Raw genomic sequence first — 21831 nt, forward strand, 5'->3', positions numbered from 1 at the left:
CGTTCCGCTTCCTGAAGTCACGTCGTGGGCGAGTTGCGCCCGCGGCGGCGCCGGGGACGACGGAGGTGGTCGAGTACACCGATCCGCTGTGCCCCTTCGCCCTCGGCGAACCGGCCGATACCCATGAACTGGCGCTCGCCGCGGTACGGGGGATCCCGGGCCTGGGCCTGGCCCGGCTGTCCGCGGACGCGCTGTCCGACGCCGTACGGGAGCGGGTGCGGGCCGACCGGAGCGAGGCGCGGCGGCCGGTGCCCGAGGCGCGGTCGGCGCCGGGCGGCTCGCCGCACCCCGGTGCCGCCAAGGAGACCGAGGACGGCGGTTACCGGCACGCGTTGCCGACGGTGCTGGTCCGGGCGCCGGACGGCCACCGCGTGGTTCCGGGGCGGCGTCCCTGTGAGGCGTACGAGACCGCGGTCGGCGAGATGTGCGCGGGGGCGCTGTTCCCGACTGCGCGGCTGTCGCCGGACGAGGCCCTGCTGCGCCACGGCCCATGTCCTGGCCATCGACTACGCGTTGCGCCCCGTGCTCAGCTCGATGGGGGCCCTGCACATCGTTCCCGGCTGGTCCACGCTGGACAAGGACATCACCGTCGACGACGACGGAGCGACGGTCGTCGCACCCACCGCCGACGCCCTGGCCCAGGTCACGGACCAGTTCTCGACGGCCCTGGGCGGGCGCAGGGCGGCCCTCGCGTCGACGGGGTGAGCACCGGGCCGAGGAGGCGGACAAACGCGTCGCGGGCCGCCGGCACCGGCTGCTAGCGTCCGGACCGTGCGTTGATCTGCGATGCGGTGGCCCCGGCCGCCGCGGACGGAGTGACCGCCCTCTGGTCGTCGGGACTTCGAGGGCGGCTCGGCATGTTCCCCGTCAGGCAGTCCGGAGGTCCGCACGTGTCCGCACAGCACCCGATGTCCTACGAGGCGTTCGTCGCCCGCGCCACCGACGACCCCGGCGTCGTCGGTCTCGTCCTCAAGGGGTCCCACGCCCACGAGGGCATGGCCACCCGGTACTCCGACCACGACCTGTACGTCGTGATCGCCGACGAGGCGGAGACCGGCCTGGCCGCCCTCGACGGCTTCCGCTCCGCCCGGCTGGACCTGGTCGTCGTGACGGTGGCGGAGTTCGGCCGGCTCGGCGACTGGGAGCGCTACGCGATCGCGCGGGCCCGGGTGCTGCTGGACCGGCTCGGCGGGCGCATCACGAGGATGGTGGCCGCCAAGGGACGGCTCGGCGCCGCGGATGCCTCGCGAGTGGCGGCCGCCCGGCTCGACGCCTACGCCAACTCCCACTACCGGTCGCTCAAGAACGCCCGGGACGGGCATCCGCTCGCCGCGCGGCTCGACGCGGCGGACAGCCTCGGCTTCCTGCTGGAGCTGCTGTTCGCCCTCGATCGTCGTCCGCGCCCCTACAACAAGTATCTGGCGTGGGAACTGGACCGGTTCCCGCTGCCCGGATGGGACACGCGCGAGCTGCTGGCCACGCTCGGACGGATCACCGGGACCGGTGACGTGGACGTGCAGCGAGAGCTGTTCGGCCGGGTCGAGGCCGTGGCGCGCGAGGCGGGTCATGCGGCGACGCTGGACGCCTGGGGCGACGACCTCTGGCTGATGCGCCCCGCGGCACCGCGGCACGCTCGGTGACGAGGAACGACGGCAGGGACTGACATCGCATGTTACCGTCGATGACAGCGGCTGTCATCGACGGTTCGGATGCCTTGCGCATGTCGCTCGTGCCCGCGCACGGTGGGACCGGCAGTCGCCATGTACGGACATACCTGGAGGGTTCTCATGCGTGTTTTCGTCACCGGCGCCTCCGGCTGGATCGGCTCAGCCGTCGTTCCCGCACTCATCGGGGCGGGTCATCAGGTCGTGGGGCTCGCCCGCTCGGACGCCTCGGCCGAGGCGCTGACCGCGGCCGGGGCCGAAGTGGTCCGGGGCACCCTGGACGACCTCGACGTCCTGAGCGGTGCCGCCGCCGACTCGGACGGGGTCGTCCACCTGGCCTTCAAGCACGACATCGCGTTCTCGGGGGACTTCAAGGGCGCCGGCGAGGCCGACCGGCGGGCCGTCGAGGTGATCGGCGAGGCGCTCGCGGGGTCCGACCGGCCGTTCACGATCGCGTCCGGGACCCCCGCGATTCCCGGGCACGTGGCGACCGAACGCGACGGCCACGACCCGGACCCGGCCGCGGCCGCCCGGGGCGACGCCCAGCACGTGCGGGCCGCCACCGCCGAGCTGACCCTCTCCCTCGCGGCCCGCGGCGTCCGCTCCTCGGTGGTCCGGCTGGCCCCGACCAATCACGGCGAGGGGGACAACGGGTTCGTCCCCGCCCTCATCGGGATCGCTCGCGAGAGGGGAGTCTCCGGCTACATCGCGGACGGCACCAACCGCTGGTCGGCCGCGCACCGCCTCGACTCCGCGCGTCTGTTCCGCCTCGCGCTGGAGAAGGCTCCCGCGGGCTCGACGCTGCACGCCGTGGCGGAGGAGGGCCTGCCGGTGAGGGACCTCGCCGAGGTGATCGGCCGGCAGCTCGACCTGCCGGTGGTGTCGGTCCCGGCCTCGGAAGCGGGCGCCCACTTCGGCTGGCTGGCGGGCCCCCTCGCGGCCAACCGCGCGGCGTCCAGCGTGCTGACCCGAGAGCTGCTGGGGTGGGAGCCCGTCCAGCCGGGGCTCGTCGAGGATCTCGAGCAGGGCCACTACTTCAAGTAGCCCCGGCCCGGGCTTCAGACCAGTTCGGGCTGCGGTTCCGCGGGGCGCGGCGGTTCCGGCTGCCGCACCGGCGGGACTTCCGCCTCCCACAGCCTGGTGGTCCGCACGTACCCGAGGATCACGGAGGCCGTCGCGAGGACGAGCAGCGGCCCGGCGGCCCACGGGTGCTCGGCCATCTCGGCCGGCAGGTACCGGTACGACACCAGCAGCACGGCGAACACCGTCGTGCCGTAGGCGACCAGCCGGGCGGCCGCGCGGTCCCAGCCCCGGGCGAACGCGCGCATCGCGGCCTCGACCGTGAGCGCGAACACCACGCCGGCGATGAGGTCGGCGCCGTAGTGGTAGCCGAAGCCGAGGGTCGCGGTGAGGGTGGCGACGAGCCAGAACGTGCCCGCGAACCGCATGGTCCGTGAGCCCCTGCGGGAGTGGATGAACAGCGTCGTGGCCCAGGCCGTGTGCAGGCTGGGCATGCAGTTGCGCGGAGTGATGTCGTCGAACGGCATCGCGTGCGGTGCGCCGGCCGGCGGCGGGGTGTCCGGCCACAGGTGGGCCACCGCCCACTGGCCGCCGTCGGCGCCGTAGGCGAAGACCGGTCCGACGACCGGGAAGATCATGTAGACGGCGGGTCCGAGCAGGCCGATGACGAGGAAGGTGCGCACGAGGTGGTGGCTCGGGAACCGGCGCTCGACCGCCACGTGCCGCAGCTGGTACAGCCCGACGAGGGCGGCGGCCAGGGGCAGCTGGCCGTAGACGAGGTGGAGTACGTGACCGCCGACCGGTTCGGTGGCGTCGACGAACCGGCCGACCAGCCACGAGGGGTTGCCCAGCGCCTGGTCGGCGGTGGCCACGTACGGGTCGAGGACCGCCTTGCGGGTCTCCGAGGTGATGAGCAGCCAGGTGTCGCCCGTCTTGTGTCCGGCCACGAGCAGCAGACCCAGTCCGACGCCCTTGAGCAACAGGGCACGCTCGCCGCCCCTGCGGCGCGTCACGGCGACGACCGCACAGCCCAGGACCACCCACAGCGCGCCGTTGCCGAAGTTCATGTCGGCGCCGACCGCCCAGCGCACCAGCCAGAAGACGACGTCGATGCCGATCGCGGCACCGGCCGCGACCAGGCGCTGCCGCCAGGTCAGCACCACCATCGTCAGGGCGAGGCCGGCGTACAGCAGCGGCCCCGAGTCGGGCGCGAAGATCACTTCTCGCGCCTGCTCGGTGATCGGGCCCCGCACGCCGTAGTGGCGCGCGGCGAATTCCAGCGCGACGAGGAAACCGAGGGTCACCACACCGCCCGCGGTCCACAGCAGGGCCCGCGGCCGACGCCAGGCGGCGAACAAGGGGCCGCGGTCTCTTCGCGTGGGTATTCGTGTTGGTATGGTTTTCAATTGTTTGGCCCGTTTGCTAGGGGTCGGACACATAGGTCGCTCGTACGGATCGTCACGAGTTCGAACATGCTAACGGCACCGCTGTGCCGACCCCCGGGCCTCCGTCAGGCCGTGAGCTGGTACGCCGGGCAGGTGTCCGCTCCGAGCCCGAGCCAGTGATCGGCGTCCTCGCGACCGGTCTGCTCGGGACCCATCGGGAGCACCGGGTTCATGACGAGCGCGCCCGGCCGGACGCGGCGCAGGCCGACCAGCAGGCCCTCGTCCGCGGTGGCCTCGACACCGCGGGCCTCTCCAGCCGCACCATCGCGGAACTCCTGCCGTGCGTCGACTCGCCCGGCGAGGACAATTCCGACGCCGCGCTGGAGCGCATGGCGCGGGAGCGCGACCGGCTCTGCGAGCACATCGACGACCTCGTCCGCACCAGGGACGCGCTCAACGACCTGATGACCGCGGCACGCGGATACCGGGAGACCCGGCGCGCCGGAACCCCCGGCTGACGCTCGGCCGCCGCGATCGCCGGGTCGCGGCTTGCCTAATCGTGTTAGGCAAGCTCATAATCGTCCGCGGCTGGCGGGTGACCGAAGTGGAGGGCGGCTGTGGCTCGGGCAGGACTGACGACCGAGGGTCTGATCAGGGCCGGGGCCGAGGTGGCCGACGAGATCGGCTTCGAGCGCACCACTCCGACGGAGCTGGCCCGGCGGTTCGGCGTCCGGACGGCGAGCCTGTACTCGCACGTGAAGAACGCCCACGACCTCAAGACCGGGATCGCGCTGTTCGCCCTGGAGGAGCTGGCCGACCTGGCCTCCGAGGCGGTGGCCGGCCGCGCCGGCAAGGACGCGCTGACCGCGTTCGCGAACGTCTACCGCGACTACGCCCTCGAACACCCGGGCCGCTTCGCCGCCACGCAGTTCCCCCTCGACGCGGAGGCGGCGGCCTCCAGCGCCGGGGTGCGGCACTCCCGGATGTCGCGGGCGATCCTGCGCGGATACCACCTGACGGAACCCCACCAGACGCATGCCGTGCGGCTGTTGGGCAGCGTCTTCAGTGGTTACGTCGGCCTGGAGACCGCGGGGGGCTTCAGTCACAGTGCCCCCGACTCCCAGGAGAGCTGGACGGAGATCCTCAACGCGCTGGACGCCCTGCTGCGGACCTGGCCGACCAGTTCCTGACCTGCCCCCGGGCACCGACGCGGGTCCTTCGCGTCAGGACCTCGTCGTGGCGAGGGAGAGCGCGTACAGGGCCGTCGACGTGAAGTCGTCCGCCGGCTCCACCGTCTGCCAGGCCCGCACGTCGTCGACGTACCCGGCGCCGTGGCCGTCGAACTCCGACCACGGCCTGCCGTCCGGTGCGAAGGAGCAGGGCCGGCCGCCGTCGAAGGTGTCCGGCTCCTTCAGCAGGTCCGCGTCGTTCGGACCGTTGACGACGGCGCCGCGCAGGATGTCGCCGCGGCCGGTACGGCTCATGGCCAGGTTGGCGACCTGGTGCTGGAGACAGTGCGGGTAGAGGTCGCCCGCGCCCACGACGAAACTGGTGCCCCAGGCGTTGGCCCCGAAGACCCACGCCAGTTGCTGCGCGGCGAAGTCGTCGTACCGGTGGTCGCCGGTGACGCGGGCGTACAGTTCGGCGGTCGCGAGCAGGCCGAAGGTGTTCGGCACCGCGTCGAAGTCACTGGGGACGACGCCCGACCGGAAGGGATCCCCGGCCGCCCGCTCCCTCCCCGTCTCCACCTGCCGCCCCAGCTCCGCCTTCAGCTCGGTCGCGAGGCCCGCGTCGGGGTCCGCCGCGGTGAGCACGTCGGCGTGGGCGAGGGCGCTGACGTCGGCGGGGCCCAGGGTGGCGCCGCGCTCCTCCCGCAGGGCCGCGCGGGCCCAGGTGGCCGCCTCGCCGCTCCAGCGCGAGCGGCGTGCGTCACCCAGCGCGTCCGCGCCGCGGGAGAGTTCGACGGCCGCCCACTCCATGTCGTCGCGCCAGGAGTGCTCCTGGTAGTAGTCCGCGGGGATGGTGGTGACCAGGGCTCCCTGGTCCGGCCGGGTGTCCGCCTGCGCGTAGACGGCGGCCGCCTTGTCCAGCCACTCGCGGGCCTGTGCCGGATCGTCCTCGGCCTCGGTCTGCGCGGCGAGGGCGAAGGCGGCGCTCACCCGGCCCGCGAGGTTCGGGCTGATGGGCTCCCCGGGTTCGTTGGCGCGGAAGACGGGCCGGTACTTGATCAGGTAGTCCGGTTCCCCCGGTCGCACGGTGAGCCGGTCGTCCTCCTCCGGCAGCCGCCACACGTCGTGGTCGCCGCGGGCCTCCTTGCCGCCGGACCCGAGCCCCACCTGTGCGTAGAGCGTGCCCGTCTCCCCGTCCCACATCCTGTCCAGCCAGCGCAGTCCGTGCCGTGCCTCCTCCCGCAGCCCGGGCACCGACGGTGTGTCGCGGACGGTGCTCAGCATCTGTGCGACCACGTAGGACGCCGTGTGCGTGAACTTCAGGAAGTCGCCCGCGTCGAACCACCCGCCCGAGACGTCCACGGGATCGCCGGCCTCGGCCGGTTCCGGACCGGCCGTCGCCCCGTCGTCCGCCGGGCCGGTGCGTGGAGGCTCGTAGACGCGGGCCTGCTCGTCGGTCAGGTGCGAGGGCTCCCGCCCGGTCGCGTCGGCCAGTACGTCCTCGCCGTCCCGCTGGGTGCCGAAGAACCGCACGGTGTCCGCGCGCAGCGGATCCAGCAACTGCCGGGCCGGTGCCACGCGGAAGCGGGTCTCCGGGCCGGCGTCCGCGCCGACCAGGCGCAGCCGATAGGTGCCGGTGCGGTCGAGCGACGAGAGGTCGATGGTGCGCACGGCGGTGTACGTGTCGTTCCAGCCGCCGAGGGAGGGGCCGAGGCTGCCGTGCTCGGCCGTGTCGCCGCGCTCGTCCAGGACCTCGAACCCGGCGTCGGCCAGCGTGTCCCGGCCCCCCATGACGTAGGCGAACTTCTTCTCGCCGGCCACGTACCCGACCTGGTTGACGCGGATGGCCGCCGGCGCCTCGTCCCGGTCCTCGGAGCACGCGGTGACGCAGCAGGCCGCCAGGACGGAAGCGGTCACGGCCGCCACGGTGCGGGCCGACGGCGAGAAAAAGTGGTTCATGGGGGACAGTCTGGTCGATGGCACCACCGTGGCGCGGGCCGAGGTGCCGACCGGGGGCGGGGCGACGAAGTGGACGTTTGTGCGGGATAGGCTCTGATCCGCCAGCCCACCCGGACCGTCACAGGAGGAGTCGGCCATGGGCCCACAGGACCCGCAGGAGGCACCGGCCGCACAGGACACGGCCGAGCGGCTCCGGGCGATCGGTGACGAGTTGTCGGACCGCTTCTACGAGCGGGCCGACGTCGTGCGGACGCTGCTGGTGGCACTGCTGGCCGGTCAGCACTCGCTGGTGCTCGGCCCGCCGGGAACGGCGAAGTCCGAGCTGGCCCGGGAACTGACGGGCAGGATCGTGGGGGCGTCCTACTGGGAGATCCTGCTGTCCAAGTTCACCGCGCCGACGAGGATGTTCGGGCCCATCGACGTCGCCGCGCTGGCGCGCGGGGAGTACCGCCAGGTCTACGAAGGGCGCGCCACGACCGCGCACGTCGCGTTCATCGACGAGATCTTCAAGTGTTCCACGGCGGCGCTCAACGAGACGCTGGGCTACCTCAACGAACGGATCTACCACCCCGAGAGCGGCGGCGAGCCCGTCCGCTGCCCCCTCATCGGGGCCATCACGGCGAGCAACGAGCTGCCCGACGGCGAGGACTCGGCCGCGATCTACGACCGGCTGCTGGTGCGGGTCGAGGTCAAGTACCTGGAAGATCCGTCGAACTTCGCCGCCCTGGTCCGCTCCGCCGTCAGCCGCCCGGCAACGCCTGAGCGGACCACCGTGGATCTGGCCGCGCTGCGGCACGCCGTGACCGAGGCCGTCCCCGCCGTGGAGGTGCCCGACGGGATCGTGGACGCGGTGTGCACGCTGCGGGCCGCCCTGCGCCGCAAGGAGCTGATCGCCTCCGACCGCCGCTGGCGGCAGGCGGTGGGCCTGCTCCAGGCGTCCGCGTACCTCGACGGCCGCCCCTCGGTCGCGGAGAGCGATCTGTCGGTGCTGACCCACGTGCTGTGGGACTCCCCCGCCGAGCGCCCGACCGTCGAACGCGAGGTGCTGCACCTGGTCAACCCGGACGCCAAGGAGGCCCTCGACCTCGCCGACACCATCGAGGAGCTGGAGACCCAGCTCGACGCGATGGCCGGGCAGTCCCGCGAGGCGCTGAGCGAGTGGGTCATCAAGAAGGCCCACAACCAGCTGGCCACGGCGGCCAAGCGGCTGGAGAGGCTGCGCGAGGAGGCGGTGGGCGCCGGCCGCTCCACCACCGCCATCGACCGGGTCACCCGCCGCCAGCGCGCCGTCCGCGCCCGTGTGCTCACCGAGGCACTCGGCGTGGACGCGAGCACGGTGCAGGCCCAGCTCTGAGCACAGGAGCGGACGGCACCATGGACGACGACGCGGAAGCGCACTCGGACTCGACCACGGACGGGGCGGCGAGCCGGCTCGACGAGCTGGCGGACCGGGCCGGGAAGTGGCTGGCCCTGTCGGCCGCCGCCGCCCCCGCACGGCACACCGGGGCCGTGGTCGCCGACCGTTTCGACCGCATCGCCTGGCACGACACCTACGAGCAGTCCGCCGCGCTGCGCGAGCTGGCCGGCGAACTGGGCGAGCTCCACGCGCACACCGCCGACCTCCTCACCGACGTCTTCCTGGCCGCCTACAAGGCCGCCCCGCGCCTGCGCGAGCCCGCCGAGATGGAGCACTCCCGGCTGGTCAACCACCGTATCGTCGCCGCGCTGCTGGAGTCGCCGGACTTCGCCGAGCTGCACCGGGAGACGGTCGGCGACCCGTACGCCGCAGCCATGGCCGTGCTCGCCCAGGGCACCGCGCTGCGCCGGATGCTGGACGACGCCCGGCCCGCCCGGGACCGGGACGAGCGGGCGGGCCGGGCGCGGCAGGACGCCGGGGACGCGGCGACCGCCGTGGCCGAGGCGCTGCGGCAGGCCGCCGACGAGGCCGACGAGGACGGCACCGTGCCGGGACCGGCCGCCGACACCGTACGACAGGCGGTCGAGCACGCGGAGGCCGCCGCGAGACAGGCCGCGGACGCAGCCGGTCAGGCCCTCGCGGTGGCGGTCCCCGGCGTCCGTGCCGCCGCGCACAACGCGGCGGCGAAGTCGGCGGCGGCCGCACGGGCGGAGGCCGCGCTGATGCGGGCCTGGGGCGTCGGTTCCGGTGAGCTGGAGCGGATGCCCTTCGACGAACGCGCCCGGCTGGCCGAGCGGCTGCGCACCGGACGGCTCGCCGAGTGGGCCGAACTGATCGGCCGTTTCCGGCAGATGGCCGACGGTGAGCGGGCCCGCAAGGTGGAGAACGCCACCGGAGAGCTGATCGGGGTCACGCTCGGCGACGACCTCTCCCGGGTCATCCCGTCCGAGCTGGCGAATCTCGGACTGCCCGAACTTCGGGCCGTGTTCGCCGCGCGCTACGCCGCCGGGGAGCTGATGCTCTACGACAGCCAGGGGGAACAGGCCACCGGCCGGGGCGCCGTCATCGCCTGCGTGGACACCTCGCACTCCATGTACGAGGCGGGGCCCGGCGGCATCACCCGGGAGGCGTGGGCGAAGGCGTGCGCGCTGGCGCTGCTGGACCAGGCCCGACACGCGGGGCGTGACTTCGTCGGCATCGTGTTCTCCGCCGCCGACAAGCTCCGGGTCTTCCGCTTCCCCGCCGACCGGCCCGCCGGTCTCGCCCGCACCCTCGACTTCGCGGAGACGTTCCTCGGCGGCGGCACCAGTTACCAGCGGCCCCTGACCGCGGCGGGCGAACTGCTCGAGGAGGAGTTCAACGACGCCGCCCGCACGCGCGGGGACATCGTGATGCTCACCGACGACGACTGCGGCGTCACCGAGGAGTGGATGCGCGGCTGGAACGAGGCCAAGCGCCGGCTGGGCTTCCGGGTCTTCGGCGTGGGCATCGGCGCGCCGCGCGTCGCGGCGGCCGGCTCGGTCCTCGAGGCCCTGTGCGACAACCTCCGTTCCGTCGAGGACTTCACCGACGTCCACGCCGCGGCGGACCTGTTCCGCGTGATCTGACCCGCGGCCCGAGGCCCTCCGCGCGGCCCGCCACTGCTTGCGGACCACTACTGCTTGCGGACCACCTGCATGCGAGCCGTTACGGCTTGCGGGCCACCGCCCCGTACATCGCGATGTCCTCGTCCCGGATGCCCTGCTCGCCCGTGCCGTCCGGATGCCACTTGTGCACCTGGACGATGCCGGGTTCGGCCAGGTCCAAACCCTCGAAGAACTCGTGGGCCTCGTCGATGGTCCGCAGCCGCATCGGCATGCCGCGCGCCGCGTACTCGCGTGCGACCCGGCCCACCTCCTCGGGGGCGAACTCGGCGGTGCCGATGGTCATGGCCAGATAGCTTCCCGCGGGCAGGGGCTCCAGGAGGCGGCGGACGATGCCGACCGCGTCGTCCTCGTCCAGGACGAAGTGGACGATCGCGATGACGGTGAGCGCGACGGGCCTGCTCAGGTCCAGCGTCTTGCGGAACTCGTCGGATGCGAGGACGGCTTCCGGGCGCTGGAAGTCGGCCTCGATGTACGTCGTGCGGCCCTCGGGGGTACTGGACAGCAGGCCCTGGGACAGGGTCAGGACGATCGGGTCGTTGTCCACGTAGACCACCCGCGACTGGGGGGCCACCGACTGCGCTATCTCGTGCAGGTTGGGCGAGGTGGGGATGCCGGTGCCGATGTCGAGGAACTGGCGGATTCCCGCCTCCTCGGCCAGCCATCGCACCGCGCGGTTCATCCAGTCCCGGTTGGCGCGCATGTGGACGGGCAGGGCCGGCCATTCCCGGGCCATCGCGTCACCCGCCTCGCGGTCGGCCGGGTAGTAGTCCTTCCCTCCCAGGATGTAGTCGTAGATGCGGGCCGAGTGCGCGTGCTCGGTGTCGATTCGGTCGGCCGGCCATCCGCTGTCGGACAACGTTCGCCCCTCTCGGTCGGGTTGTGCGGTACGAGTGAACTCTCGGTGGTGAACTCCGGGTCCTCACAGCTCCTTGCGGAGCGCGCCGAGGAGTTCCTCGGTGCCCCGGGCCGGCACCGCCTGGGCGCCCAGGCGGTCCAGGGCCTCGCGGTAGACCACCACGTCGTCGCCCTTGTCCAGGTAGACGGCGCCCACGAGTCCTCCGAGGTAGACGATGTCGGGGAGTTCGGGAGCCCGGAAGCGGAAGAGGTCGAACGCGCCGGCGCGCATGGCCGGGTGCGGACCGCTCGCGAAGGGCATGATCTGGAGCGTCACGTTGGGGAGCCTGCCCACCTCGATCAGATGGTCCACCTGCTGTCGCATCACCTCGGCGCCGCCGACGGGCCAGCGCAGGACCGTTTCGTCCATCACGACCCACAGCCGGGGCGGGGAGGCACGGGTGAGGATCTCCTGGCGTCGCATACGCAGGGCCACCCGCCGCTCGGTGGCCACGGAGGAGGCGTGCGGGTTGCCGGCGCTCAGCAGGGCCCGCGCGTAGGCCGGGGTCTGCAGCAGGCCGTGCACGAACCCGGACTCGTAGGCGCGGATGTGCAGGGCCGCCTGCTCCAGGCTCAGGTACGCCGCGAACCAGTCCGGCATGACGTCGCGGTAGGTGTGCCACCAGCCCCGCTTGTTCGCCTCCCGCGCCGACTTCAGGAAGGTGTCGATCTCCTGCTGGTCGCGGACACCGTAGATCTGGAGCAGCTTCTCCACGTCTGGAAGGCGCAGCCGGGCCACCTTCGCCGCCTCGAGCCGACGGATCGTGGAGTGGCTCACCCCGATCGCCTCACCGGCCTGCTCGAACGTGAGACCGGCGCGGGTGCGCAGCTCCTCCAACTGCCTGCCGAGGATCATCCGCAGCACGGAGGGGGCGCCGCCCCAGTCGGTCTCCGCGGTCACACCGTCTCCCTTTCACCGTCCCGCGTCCGGGACCGGAAACACGAGTCTGTCACGGGCGTCGTCCCGTCGCAGGAGCATGCATCCAGGCAGCTGCAATTTTCAACTTGGCGGTTGCGCATGGTTGTTGACAGGTGACACAGTGACTCCACCGCCCCCTGCGCTTCTCGACCGATGACCAGGACCGTCCTGTTGCGGACACCTCCCCGCCTCACGGGTCGGTCGCGCATGACAACGTTCTCCTGCCGTCCGTCGCGGCCAAAGGACACACCCCCCATGAACCTGCAGCACGCCCGTGATCCACGTCCGTCCGCGGCCGCCGTCCGCGACCGCTCCTGCCCGTCCGGCGCCGCCGCCCGCCCGCCCCGCCGCCGCAGCCCCGGCCCCGCCTCGCTCCGCCTTCCCGCCGGACTGCACTCCGGGCTGGGACACGACGCCGTGGGCACCTCCGCGTCCCACGGGGAACGCATCCTGGCCCGCCTGCCCCGCGCGGGCTGTGTGTTCGCCGACGGGGGCCGCTGGTGGTGGATCGTCCCGTCCGGCTCGGACATCGGGATCGCGTGGCCGTCCGGCACCCACTACGTCGTCGGCGACCCTTCCTGGACACGGCCACGGCCCGTGGACCGGCCGGCCGGTCCACGCCTGGTCCACGGCCCCGACGGCGACTCGCCCTACACCGCGCCCATCCCGCTGTACTTCCTCGTCTGCCGGCTCGCCGGTGTGCCACCGCGGTGGTCCCTGGCTCCCTGACGGATCGCGCGCCCCGGCCGTCGCGACGGCCCTACTCGAAGAACTTGAGGCTCCACCCGGTGTCGCTGGTGGGGCCGGGGACGTTGGCGCGACTGTAGGTGGTCCCGCCCCACCAGCAGAAGGTGCCGGTGTACCAGTACCGGTTCTCCCACGAGTACGGCGTTCCCTTCGCGACGGCGTGGAACATCAAGGGAAACCTGGGTCCGGCGGGCGGGCTCGTGGCGATGTCGCCGTCGAGCAGGACGAAGCTGTGGTGGCCGGGCCCGTCGACGTACAGGGTGGGGTCCCAGCCGGCCATCATCGTGGCGCGGTGCGAGCCGAAGAGGCAGCCGTTGGACTTGTACCAGTCCCACACGTACGTCGGATCGCCGCCGGCCCGCAGTCTCAGGTCGGCCAGGCAGTACTGGTCGCTCCAGCTGCCGTTGGCGGAATAGGCGATGTGCAGCTGCCCGTTCGGGTCCTTGATCGGCTCGGGGCCCTCGTTGATGAACGGGTTGCCGACCACCCGCTCCCAGCTCTCGCGGGGCTGCGAGATGACGTACCGGGCGCCGGTCGGTGCGGTCGGACTGCTCATCCGCGCGATGTAGAGGTTCTGTTCGACGTTGGTGTCGCCTGCCCAGCCGGACCAGACGAACCACCGCTGCCCCTCGAAGGTGAACAGGGTGCCGTCGATGGCCCACTTGTCGTCGGGCAGCGCCAGCTTGGTCTCGGCCGTGTACCCGCTGTCCGCGGCGGCGGAGCTGATCACGTACATCCGGTGGGCCGCCCCGCGGCCGGCCGAGAAGTAGATGTAGTAGCGGCCGCCGTCCCGCACGATCTCGGGGGCCCACACCTCGCCGCGGCCGCTGGTGTCCGTCCAGACCTGCCGGGCGGGCGCCGCCGCCAGCGCGGCCGTGGACGCGGCCTGGCGCACGGCGATGCCACCCCCGGTGGACTGCACCGAGACGTAAGTGCCGCCGACTCGGATCACGCTCGGGTCGGCGGCCCGCAGACCGGTCTGGTCCGCCTGCGCGGGCCCGGCAAAGGACATCAGGAGCAGGAGGACGGCGAGGACGCCGGACAGCAGGGCGGCGACGACGCCGCGCAGGCGGCGGGAGATCTTCCGGGTCCCGTTCGCCGGGCTTCCAGACAGGGGCGGCATGTCCCTCCGCTTCCAAAGGCCGTGACGGACCGTGATGTACAACGATGGAAGTAGGCAGGTCCAGGATCGTAATCAGTGGCGGACATGTCAATAAACGCGTCGCGACTGCTCCACCACGCACGGACCCGGAAGCCGGAAGTGCGTGGCCATGTCCCGCTTCACCTTCCGAACCTGGAGGCCCTGCTTCCGATTGATTTCGTTCAACTAGTTGACATGTCCAGGGAAGGGCTACAACGCTGCAAGTCCCCCACACCAAGGAGGACCGTGTGCTTTCCCCACGCAAGCTGACGGCGTCCCTGGCCGTCGCGGCGTCGATCGGCGCCGTCGCCGTCGTCGTCGGGCCGGCCGAACCGGCTTCGGCGGTACCGGACACCATCCCGCTCACCCTGAAGAACGACTCGGGCAGCGCCGAACAGGTCTACGTGTACGTGATCGGCACCGAACTCGCTTCCGGGCAGCAGGGGTACGCCGACGAGAGCGGCGCCTTCCACGCCTGGCCGGGCGGTGGCGCCCCGCCGGTCCCGGCCCCCGACGCCTCGTTCGCCGGCCCCGCAAACGGCGGGTCAAAGACCGTTCGGCTTCCGAAGTTCTCGGGGCGGGTCTACTTCTCGTACGGCAAGAAGCTCGACTTCCGGCTCGCCGAGGGCGGCCTCGTGCAGCCCGCCGTCCAGAACGCCGACGACCCCAATCACGACACGCTGTTCAACTGGACCGAGTACACGCTCAACGACTCCGGGCTGTGGATCAACTCGACCCAGGTGGACATGTTCTCGGCCCCCTACTCGGTCGGCCTGACCGCGGGTGACGGATCCACGAAGCAGACGGGGTCGCTGAAGCCCGGCGGGTACAAGGCGGTCGCCGACGGTCTCACTCAGCAGGGCGGCGGCTGGGAAGGACTGGTCCAGACCAGGAGCGACGGCTCGCCGCTGCGCGTCCTGGCTCCCGGGCACGGCATCGGCTCCGGCGACATACCCGCCGACGTGATGGACGACTACATCAACCGTGTCTGGAGCAAGTACGCCACCGACACGCTGACGGTGACGCCGTTCAAGGAGCAGCCGGACACGAAGTTCTACGGCAAGGTCAACGGCGACAAGATGGACTTCACCGACGGCAGCGGCGCGGTGGTGACCTCCTTCGAGAAGCCGGACTCCGACTCGGTCTTCGGCTGCTACAACAAGCTGGACGCCCCCAACGACCAGGTGCGCGGCCCCATCTCGCGGACCCTGTGCGCCGCGTACAACCGTTCCACGCTGCTCACCAACTCCGAGCAGCCCGACGCCGACGACTCCGGCTTCTACCAGGACGACGTCACCAACCACTACGCCCGCCTCGTCCACGGGCAGATGCAGGACGGCCAGGCGTACGCCTTCGCCTTCGACGACGTCGGCAACCACGAGTCGCTGGTGCACGACGGCGACCCCAAGGACGCGGCGATCACGCTCGAGTCCTTCGACTGACCCCGGGCCGGCCCACCCGCGCCCGGACCGCACCACCTTCCTCCCACCTCAGCGCCCGCTCCCCTTCGTGGGAGCGGGCCCACGAAAGGGAGAGACATGGCCTCCCCACGACTGCTCCGCAGTTGCCTCCTCGCCGCCCTGCCGGCCGCCCTCGTGGCGACCGCCGCGGTGGCTCCCGCCCAGGCCGAGCACCAGCCGAAGGCCGCGGCGGCGGTGACGTTCTCCGACACCTTCGACGGTCCCGCCGGGTCCGGTGTCGACTCCGCCAAGTGGCAGCTCGAGACCGGCGACAACGTCAACAACCACGAGCGGCAGTACTACACGCCGGGCACCGACAACGCGAAGCTCGACGGCCAGGGCAACCTGGTGATCGAGGCCCGGCGCGAGAACCCGGGCAACTACCAGTGCTGGTACGGCGCGTGCGAGTACACCTCCGCGCGCCTGAACACCTCCGGCAAGTTCACCGCGACCTACGGCCACGTCGAGGCCCGGATGAAGATCCCGCGCGGGCAGGGCATCTGGCCCGCGTTCTGGATGCTGGGCCAGGACATCGGCGAGGTCGGCTGGCCCAACTCGGGCGAGATCGACGTCATGGAGAACGTCGGCTTCGAGCCGTCCACCGTGCACGGCACCATCCACGGCCCCGGCTACTCCGGCTCGGGCGGCATCGGCGCGGGCTACACCCTGCCGAACGGTGAGGCGTTCGCCGACGCCTTCCACACCTTCGCGGTGGACTGGGCGCCGGACAAGATCACCTGGTCGGTCGACGGCAACGTCTACCAGACCCGTACGCCGGCCGATCTGGGCGGCAACGACTGGGTCTTCGACAAGCCGTTCTTCCTCATCCTGAACCTCGCGGTCGGCGGCTACTGGCCGGGCGACCCCAACGGTTCGACCACCTTCCCGCAGCAACTGGTGGTCGACGAGGTGAAGGTCACCACGAGCGACGGCTGACGGCCGACGGTGCTCCAGCGGGCGGGGCCGCGCCGCCGGTCCACGGGCGGCGGGCCGGCCCCGGCCCTGTTCCGCCGGGGCCTTCTGCCGCTGGTCTTCTTCGGGCGGGGCGCCCTGTCCCTGGCGGGGTTGATCCGCCGCGGCGACTCCGCCCCCGCGCGCCGCCCGGCCCGTGGCCGGGCAGGTCTCGTGACCGGGCGACGCGTGCCGCTCGTCTCAGGGGGAGGTCGTTCGGGCGATGTCGGCGCCCGGCGCATCCTCGTCCGAGGCCGCCGGGGGCGGAAAGATCAGGTCTTCGAGCGCGTCCGCGGCGAAGAGGAAGGCCATCATCACGACTGGTAGGAGCAGCGCGAGCAGAATCACAGGACCTCCCGGTGGGTCGGTCTGTGGGCTTCGTGGCCCGGCTTCAAGGATGGGCCCGAATGGCGGAATCCGCACGGCGAGAGCCTCCCGCCCCGTACGAAAGGCGCCGACGGGCGCCGGTCACCGGGGCGCACCGCGGCCTCGACCGGCTCGGTCGGGCCCCGGTTGCCGGCGCCCAGGTTTTGTGCGTCCTCGCTCCCCCACCGGCAGATTCGTGCACCTGTTCGCATCTAGGGTGACAGCCCGAGTCGACACCTCGACCGCGATCGGCCCCCGACCGTGGTGGGCCGCTGCCGTCTCCTGTACGGCGAGACACCGGGCACTCGATTCAGGACGGACGCCCGCCGAACTGCCAGTGGTGCACCTCGGTCTCGGCGTAGCGGTCCACAGTCAGCAGGGCGCGTGCCGTGTCCGGATCCGGTGCCCGCACCAGCGCCGCCGTACCCAGCCAGGTGTCCCCGTCGTCGGACAGCAGGGGGCCGTACGCGATCAACTCCTCACGGCTGGGCGGCACTTCGAGGTCGACGGCCTCCCCGGCACCCAGCCCGAGAACCAGGAACCTGTCGCCACCGGTACGGCCACCGGGGAAGTCCCACATGGTGCGCCCCAAGGTGTTGCGCCACCGGCGCAGCATCACGTCGCGGTACACGCCGGCCTGGTAGCCGGGCTCGTCGAAGGCGAAGGCCCGGGCGGCGGCCGGATCGGGCAGATCGAGTACGTGCACGCTGCCCGTGGGCACCTCGCGGTCACCGGTGAGGGTGGGGCCGCGTGCGATCATCTCCGCCGCGTACCCGTCCATATAGGACCAGTGCGCTTCGACCAGCTCCTCTCGCAGCGCCAGGGAGCCGGTGCGGTCGCGGTGGTAGCAGAAGAACTCCATGCGCCCAGTCTGAGGCACCGCGCTACCTCTGGTGATCCTTTGGCCAGTCGTTCACGCATATGCAGAACGAATGTGCGGCGCCACCTCTGCCCAGGGCATGCCGTTGAGTACGTATGGAACCTCCCATCGAGATCAACCACAGCGACGTCGGAGACTGGACCATCGTGGAGATCCGCGGAGAGGTGGACGTGTACACCGTGCCGACGATCAAGCAGTACATGATCGAGCGACTCGCGGACGGCCACCGTCGGTTCGTCGTCGATCTGCGCGGGGTGGCGTTCATCGACTCCATGGGCCTGGGCGTGCTGGTCGGTGCACTCAAACGGGTCCAGTCCGTGCACGGCGAGCTGAAACTGGTCATCACCGACGCCAACACCAAGCAGCTCTTCGCCCTGACCGGCCTGCGGCACGTCTTCCCCATCTACGACTCGGTGTACCAGGCGCGACGAACGTCGTAGGCGCGAGTGTCCTTTCGGCCACGTCTGCCGGCCGGCCGGTGATGGCCGGAGACCTACCTGCGCACGGGACTCGCGGCCATGGCGCTCGTCGAGCGCGGCGTGCCCGGCCTTGACGACACCGTGGGCGCGTACATCCCGGACTACCGGGACAGCGACAAGGCGGAGCTGACGGTACGTCAACTCCTCACGCACACTTCGGATACCCGGACAGGTGCCGCTGTACCGGCTGTCCGATCGCCGAGGCGGCGGCCGGACAGCCGCTGGACGAGCTGGTGCAGCGGCTGGTGTGCGCACCGCTCGGCATGCGCGACACCCTCTTCTGCCCTGGCGCGGCCGCCGGGTCGTGGGCGAGGCCCACGACGAGAACGCGGTGGTGCTCGGCGGGGTCGGCGGCCACGCGGGCCTGTTCTCCACGCTCGCGGACATGGAACTGCTCGGCGCCGCCCTCGCCGCCGGGGGCCGGGGCCTGCTGCGGTCCGACACCTTCGCCCTGAGGACGGGCGACAGGATCACCGCCCTGCGCCGGGCGTTCCACGACGCCGCCGCCCGGACGGCCTCGGTGGCTTCCGGCCGCCGTCACGGTGTGGAATGACCCGATGAGCGATTTCACACCGGGTGCCGAGCGCCCCGAACGTGTCCGTCCCGCCGCGCAGAGCCTCACCGGTGTCGGCCTCGCCGTCCTCGATCCCGCCGGACGCGTGCTGCTGGGGCTCGGTCACGACGGACGCTGGGAGCTGCCCGGCGGCAAGGTCGACGCGGGCGAGGACTTCGAGACGGCCGCCGCCCGGGAGCTGGCGGAGGAGACCGGGCTCGTCGCGGCCCCCGCGGACGTGCGGGTGCTGGCCGTGCTCGTCGACGGCGTGGGCGGGCTGACCCGGGTGACCGCCGCGGCCGTCACCGAGCGGACGGCCGGTGCGCCCCGGGTCACCGAGCCCGACAAGATCGAGCGCTGGGAGTGGTTCGCCCGTAAGGCGGTCCCGTCCGCTCTCTTCCCGCCGTCCGCCTCGGTCCTGGACTGCCTGTGGCCCGGGGCGGAGCGGCGGGGTGCCGCAGGGGTGCGGCACTATGCGGTGGCCGGGCCCGTCGTGAACGGCAGCACGAGCCGGGACGGGTGCGCCGCGTCGCGGTAGATCTTGTGGGTGACGGGGCGGCCCACCGGCAGGTGGAAGGCGTCCGGCGGCAGGAGCGCGTTGTGCTCGTCGGCGAGCGGCTCGTCGTTGGAGAGTTCCACGACCAGCCTGTGTCCCGGCAGGAAGGTCGCCGCGAACGGGTAGACGCGCAGTACGTACTCCTCGATCGTCCCCGGTTCCACGGGCACCGCGCGGGTGTGCGGGTGGTGGGGGTCGCCGTCGGTGGTGCGCTCCTCGTCCAGTTCGCGGTGCGAGGCCTTGAGGTAGGCGGTCGTGATGAGCTGCCGCTTGCCGCCCGGTGCCTCGTCCCACAGGCGCAGGATGAAGTTGGTGTCGCTCTGGTCGATCTCCGCGAAGAGGTGCGCCGCGCCCTGGCCGATCATCTCGGTGGGCTCGGTGAACGGGGCGGTGCTCCAGCTGAGGATCTCCACCTTGTCGGTCACCGTCAGCGGCGCCTGGTAGAAGCCGTCGGGGGCGGCGTGCTCGGCGCCCATCAGCTCGGGCTCGAAGGAGAGCGCGCGGCGCGGGCGGAGGTAGAGCGACCGGTGCTCGACGTCCTTCGGCGGCCACTGCGCGCCGGTGACGTACTCGCGCGAACCCTCGACGTGGACGGTGACGGGGGGCTCGTCCATGATTCCGTTGTCGACGCCCTTGAGCCAGTACTCGTACCAGCGGAACATCTTGTCGTGCTCCTCGACGAAGGGACGCGACTGCATCGGCGGGTAGGGGCCGATGTCCAGCTTCTTCGGGCCCTTCAGCGACTTGTACAGCTCGATGGTGCCGTCCATGGTCCAGCCGCGGCCCTGGTCGATCTGGAGCCAGACCGGGATGTCGATGCGCGGCGCGAGCGTGATCGGGTTGCGCTCCTCGTACCAGTCGCCGTCGACCTCGTTCATCACGATGTCGAACCAGGCCTCGTGGTTCTTCGGGTAGTTGAGCACATGGACCAGGTTGGGCCAGGCGGCCACGTCCGGGTCCCGGAGCCGTTCGGCGACCTTCTTCCTGATCTCCTCGGGCGAGAAGGTCTCCAGCATGCGGGACTTGACGCCGTCGGTGAAGGCCCAGCCGGAGTCGCCGCCGCGGCCCTCACGGGCGGCCCGCGGCATGAACCACATGACGCCGCCGTGGTAGGTGGTCTCGTAGAAGTCGTAGTGACCGCCGCTGACGAAGATCGCCTTGAGGCTCGGCGGGCGTTCGGCCGCCGCCAGCACCTGCATCGAGCCGAAGTAGGAGATGCCGATCATGCCGACGTTGCCGTCGCACCACGGCTGCGCGGCGACCCACTCGATGAAGTCGTACGCGTCCTGGCCGAGCGGGACACCGCCGGCGTTGTAGTTGCCGATGTGCTCGCCCTCGGAGGCGCCGGAGCCGCGCAGGTCGCCGATGACGTGGACGTAGCCCTCCTGGACGACGCGTGCGATGTCGCCCGCCTCGATGCAGCCGTCCCACATGGGGCTCGGCCGGCGCTGCGGCGGTGTGGTGAGGGCGAGGGCCTGCAGCTCCTTGCCGTACGGGCTGAGTGCCACCAGCGCCGGACGGGGCTCGTCGCCGGCGCCGCTGTAGGTGTCGGCGGCCAGCGTGACGCCGTCGCGCATCGGCACGCGGAGATCCTTGCGGACGGCGATCGACTGCTCGCCCGCGCGGATCGTCTGGAGGTCGGTCATGAGGGGGATGCTCCTGTGTCTACACGTTCTGTTCGAAGTGCGTGCGGTAGCCGGCCATGGAGGTGAAGAACGGCGACGGCTCGAGGGCGGGATCGCCGCAGTAGCCGAGCTCCTCGGCCACGCGGGCGAAGGGTGAGTACGGCGAGTCCGTCTCGCGAAGGCCCGCCTCCAGGCATCCGCGGGCGGCCGTGGCGAGACGGGCCTCGATGTCCAGGCTCTGGGTGATGGCCTCCCGGGCCTGCGCCTCGTCGAGCTCGACGCCGTACGGTGTGCCGTCGGCGCGGCGGTAGGGGTGCCCCAGGTAGAGCCGGCGCGGCCGGATCTCGTCGCGCAGGTGCTCCAGGCTCGCGCGGTAGGCGGCCGGGTCCGTGTAGCCGGGGAAGTGGTTGGCGGCCCCGTGGACCTGGACGGAGTCGCCGACGAACACCGAGCGCTGCCCGTCCACGGCGTAGCCGACCGATCCCGGCGTGTGCCCCGGTATCGAGTGCACCGAGACGGTGACACCGCCGCCGAGGGAGAGGGTCTCGCCGCCCCTGACGAGCAGGGTGGGCTCCATCTCGCCGGAGATGACGGCCTGCGTCGCGGCCGTCACCTTCGCCTCTCCCCCGGCGTCGTCCAGGTACCGGCCCCTGCCGTCGAGGTACTCCTCCACATGGGCCCGGCGGGAGCGGAGCATCGGCGCGTCGGCCTCGTGGATCACCACCTGCGCACGGCGGCCGGTCAGCTCCCACAAGGCGTACGCTCCGCCGACGTGGTCGATGTGACCGTGGGTCAGCAGGATCCAGCGCACGTCCTCGACGCGGCGCCCGATCACCTCGAGCGCGGGCACCATCCCTTCCGCCGGAGAGGTGGCGATGCCGGTGTCGACGATCGCCGGTTCGGGTGCGTCGATGAAGAAGCTGTAGAGACCGAACCGGCCCCACGGCGAGAAGAGGGGATGAACGCTGACTTCGTGCGTCATGGATGTCCTTACGAAACT

General features: G+C 71.8%; 20 protein-coding genes and 3 pseudogenes. 13 read left to right on the top strand and 10 right to left on the bottom strand.

The genetic code is table 11. From position 1 onward, the window contains the following. Positions 1–17: 17 nt before the first annotated feature. Positions 18–329: a hypothetical protein gene (locus ABS735_RS18925; protein ID WP_373903440.1), complete on the bottom strand. Its 312-nt coding sequence runs from the start codon at positions 327–329 to the stop codon at positions 18–20. Between the two features lie 151 nt (positions 330–480). Between ABS735_RS18925 and ABS735_RS18930 the strand changes: the two are divergent. The 3 genes and pseudogenes from ABS735_RS18930 to ABS735_RS18940 all read left to right on the top strand — a co-directional run. Beyond that, positions 481–705, top strand: a pseudogene (locus ABS735_RS18930) (NADPH-dependent FMN reductase); the annotation flags it as partial. Positions 706–890: 185 nt separating this feature from the next. After that, positions 891–1640: a hypothetical protein gene (locus ABS735_RS18935; RefSeq protein WP_373903240.1), complete on the top strand. Its 750-nt coding sequence runs from the start codon at positions 891–893 to the stop codon at positions 1638–1640. A 147-nt stretch (positions 1641–1787) separates the two neighbouring features. Then, entirely contained in the window at positions 1788–2708 is a 921-nt protein-coding gene (locus tag ABS735_RS18940) for an SDR family oxidoreductase (RefSeq protein ID WP_373903239.1), read from the top strand. A gap of 14 nt (positions 2709–2722) precedes the next feature. Here ABS735_RS18940 and ABS735_RS18945 read toward each other — a convergent pair whose 3' ends face one another. Next, positions 2723–4012: a phosphatase PAP2 family protein gene (locus ABS735_RS18945; RefSeq protein ID WP_373903428.1), complete on the bottom strand. Its 1290-nt coding sequence runs from the start codon at positions 4010–4012 to the stop codon at positions 2723–2725. A 233-nt stretch (positions 4013–4245) separates the two neighbouring features. Between ABS735_RS18945 and ABS735_RS18950 the strand changes: the two genes are divergently transcribed. Beyond that, positions 4246–4587 carry a MerR family transcriptional regulator gene (locus tag ABS735_RS18950; RefSeq protein ID WP_373903238.1) on the top strand — a complete coding sequence of 114 codons (342 nt, stop codon included), beginning with the start codon at positions 4246–4248 and terminating at the stop codon, positions 4585–4587. Positions 4588–4686: 99 nt separating this feature from the next. Next, positions 4687–5259, top strand: coding sequence for a TetR/AcrR family transcriptional regulator (locus tag ABS735_RS18955; protein ID WP_373903237.1), 573 nt, complete (start codon positions 4687–4689; stop codon positions 5257–5259). 33 nt (positions 5260–5292) lie between these two features. Here the strand turns inward: ABS735_RS18955 and ABS735_RS18960 are convergent, their stop codons facing one another. Beyond that, complete coding sequence (locus ABS735_RS18960) at positions 5293–7197, bottom strand: glycoside hydrolase family 9 protein (RefSeq protein WP_373903236.1); 1905 nt, start codon at positions 7195–7197, stop codon at positions 5293–5295. A 136-nt stretch (positions 7198–7333) separates the two neighbouring features. On the opposite strand from ABS735_RS18960, the gene ABS735_RS18965 reads away from it, so the two are divergent. Further along, entirely contained in the window at positions 7334–8551 is a 1218-nt protein-coding gene (locus ABS735_RS18965) for an AAA family ATPase (protein WP_373903235.1), read from the top strand. A gap of 20 nt (positions 8552–8571) precedes the next feature. Continuing rightward, positions 8572–10221: a vWA domain-containing protein gene (locus tag ABS735_RS18970; RefSeq protein ID WP_373903234.1), complete on the top strand. Its 1650-nt coding sequence runs from the start codon at positions 8572–8574 to the stop codon at positions 10219–10221. Positions 10222–10300: 79 nt separating this feature from the next. Here the strand turns inward: ABS735_RS18970 and ABS735_RS18975 are convergent, their stop codons facing one another. Further along, on the bottom strand, positions 10301–11116 hold the full coding sequence (locus tag ABS735_RS18975; RefSeq protein WP_373903233.1) for an SAM-dependent methyltransferase: 816 nt from the start codon (positions 11114–11116) through the stop codon (positions 10301–10303). Positions 11117–11179: 63 nt separating this feature from the next. Next, positions 11180–12055 (bottom strand): helix-turn-helix domain-containing protein, encoded by an 876-nt coding sequence (locus ABS735_RS18980; RefSeq protein WP_373903232.1) that lies wholly within the window; start codon positions 12053–12055, stop codon positions 11180–11182. Between the two features lie 273 nt (positions 12056–12328). On the opposite strand from ABS735_RS18980, the gene ABS735_RS18985 reads away from it, so the two are divergent. Beyond that, positions 12329–12802: a hypothetical protein gene (locus tag ABS735_RS18985; RefSeq protein ID WP_373903231.1), complete on the top strand. Its 474-nt coding sequence runs from the start codon at positions 12329–12331 to the stop codon at positions 12800–12802. A gap of 31 nt (positions 12803–12833) precedes the next feature. On the opposite strand, the gene ABS735_RS18990 is transcribed toward ABS735_RS18985, so the two are convergent. After that, a complete protein-coding gene (locus tag ABS735_RS18990; protein ID WP_373903230.1) occupies positions 12834–13943 on the bottom strand; it encodes a glycoside hydrolase family 43 protein in 1110 nt (369 codons plus the stop codon). A 266-nt stretch (positions 13944–14209) separates the two neighbouring features. Between ABS735_RS18990 and ABS735_RS18995 the strand changes: the two genes are divergently transcribed. Further along, complete coding sequence (locus tag ABS735_RS18995; RefSeq protein ID WP_373903229.1) at positions 14210–15403, top strand: glycoside hydrolase family 64 protein; 1194 nt, start codon at positions 14210–14212, stop codon at positions 15401–15403. 96 nt (positions 15404–15499) lie between these two features. Beyond that, positions 15500–16351 (top strand): annotated as a pseudogene (locus ABS735_RS19000) (glycoside hydrolase family 16 protein); the annotation flags it as partial. A 222-nt stretch (positions 16352–16573) separates the two neighbouring features. On the opposite strand, the gene ABS735_RS19005 reads toward ABS735_RS19000, so the two are convergent. Both ABS735_RS19005 and ABS735_RS19010 read right to left on the bottom strand, forming a co-directional pair. Beyond that, complete coding sequence (locus tag ABS735_RS19005; protein ID WP_373903228.1) at positions 16574–16720, bottom strand: hypothetical protein; 147 nt, start codon at positions 16718–16720, stop codon at positions 16574–16576. Positions 16721–17048: 328 nt separating this feature from the next. Further along, positions 17049–17600, bottom strand: coding sequence for a YciI family protein (locus ABS735_RS19010; RefSeq protein ID WP_373903427.1), 552 nt, complete (start codon positions 17598–17600; stop codon positions 17049–17051). Positions 17601–17713: 113 nt separating this feature from the next. On the opposite strand from ABS735_RS19010, the gene ABS735_RS19015 reads away from it, so the two are divergent. From ABS735_RS19015 to ABS735_RS19025, 3 genes and pseudogenes are all read left to right on the top strand, one after another. After that, positions 17714–18058, top strand: a complete 345-nt coding sequence (locus ABS735_RS19015) for an STAS domain-containing protein (RefSeq protein ID WP_373903227.1) — start codon at positions 17714–17716, stop codon at positions 18056–18058. 57 nt (positions 18059–18115) lie between these two features. Beyond that, positions 18116–18650, top strand: a pseudogene (locus ABS735_RS19020) (serine hydrolase domain-containing protein). Positions 18651–18654: 4 nt separating this feature from the next. Next, positions 18655–19188 (top strand): nucleotide triphosphate diphosphatase NUDT15, encoded by a 534-nt coding sequence (locus ABS735_RS19025; RefSeq protein WP_373903226.1) that lies wholly within the window; start codon positions 18655–18657, stop codon positions 19186–19188. On the opposite strand, the gene ABS735_RS19030 is transcribed toward ABS735_RS19025, so the two are convergent. Together ABS735_RS19030 and ABS735_RS19035 are read right to left on the bottom strand one after the other, a co-directional pair. Further along, positions 19122–20852 (bottom strand): CocE/NonD family hydrolase, encoded by a 1731-nt coding sequence (locus ABS735_RS19030; RefSeq protein WP_373903224.1) that lies wholly within the window; start codon positions 20850–20852, stop codon positions 19122–19124. The genes ABS735_RS19025 and ABS735_RS19030 overlap by 67 nt on opposite strands. A 19-nt stretch (positions 20853–20871) precedes the next feature. Next, complete coding sequence (locus ABS735_RS19035) at positions 20872–21813, bottom strand: MBL fold metallo-hydrolase (protein ID WP_373903223.1); 942 nt, start codon at positions 21811–21813, stop codon at positions 20872–20874. Between the last annotated feature and the right edge of the window lie 18 nt (positions 21814–21831).

The sequence above is a fragment of the Streptomyces sp. MMCC 100 genome (assembly GCF_041538145.2).
GTDB lineage: Bacteria > Actinomycetota > Actinomycetes > Streptomycetales > Streptomycetaceae > Streptomyces.

Bases quoted from the DNA above. Each gene is read 5' to 3' on its own strand.
- ABS735_RS18970 (WP_373903234.1), top strand. From the start codon at position 8,572: ATGGACGACGACGCGGAAGCGCACTCGGACTCGACCACGGACGGGGCG.
- ABS735_RS18985 (WP_373903231.1), top strand. From the start codon at position 12,329: ATGAACCTGCAGCACGCCCGTGATCCACGTCCGTCCGCGGCCGCCGTC.
- ABS735_RS19015 (WP_373903227.1), top strand. From the start codon at position 17,714: ATGGAACCTCCCATCGAGATCAACCACAGCGACGTCGGAGACTGGACC.
- ABS735_RS19035 (WP_373903223.1), bottom strand. From the start codon at position 21,813: ATGACGCACGAAGTCAGCGTTCATCCCCTCTTCTCGCCGTGGGGCCGG.
- ABS735_RS19010 (WP_373903427.1), bottom strand. From the start codon at position 17,600: ATGGAGTTCTTCTGCTACCACCGCGACCGCACCGGCTCCCTGGCGCTG.
- ABS735_RS18940 (WP_373903239.1), top strand. From the start codon at position 1,788: ATGCGTGTTTTCGTCACCGGCGCCTCCGGCTGGATCGGCTCAGCCGTC.
- ABS735_RS18990 (WP_373903230.1), bottom strand. From the start codon at position 13,943: ATGCCGCCCCTGTCTGGAAGCCCGGCGAACGGGACCCGGAAGATCTCC.
- ABS735_RS19030 (WP_373903224.1), bottom strand. From the start codon at position 20,852: ATGACCGACCTCCAGACGATCCGCGCGGGCGAGCAGTCGATCGCCGTC.
- ABS735_RS19025 (WP_373903226.1), top strand. From the start codon at position 18,655: ATGAGCGATTTCACACCGGGTGCCGAGCGCCCCGAACGTGTCCGTCCC.
- ABS735_RS18960 (WP_373903236.1), bottom strand. From the start codon at position 7,197: ATGAACCACTTTTTCTCGCCGTCGGCCCGCACCGTGGCGGCCGTGACC.
- ABS735_RS18965 (WP_373903235.1), top strand. From the start codon at position 7,334: ATGGGCCCACAGGACCCGCAGGAGGCACCGGCCGCACAGGACACGGCC.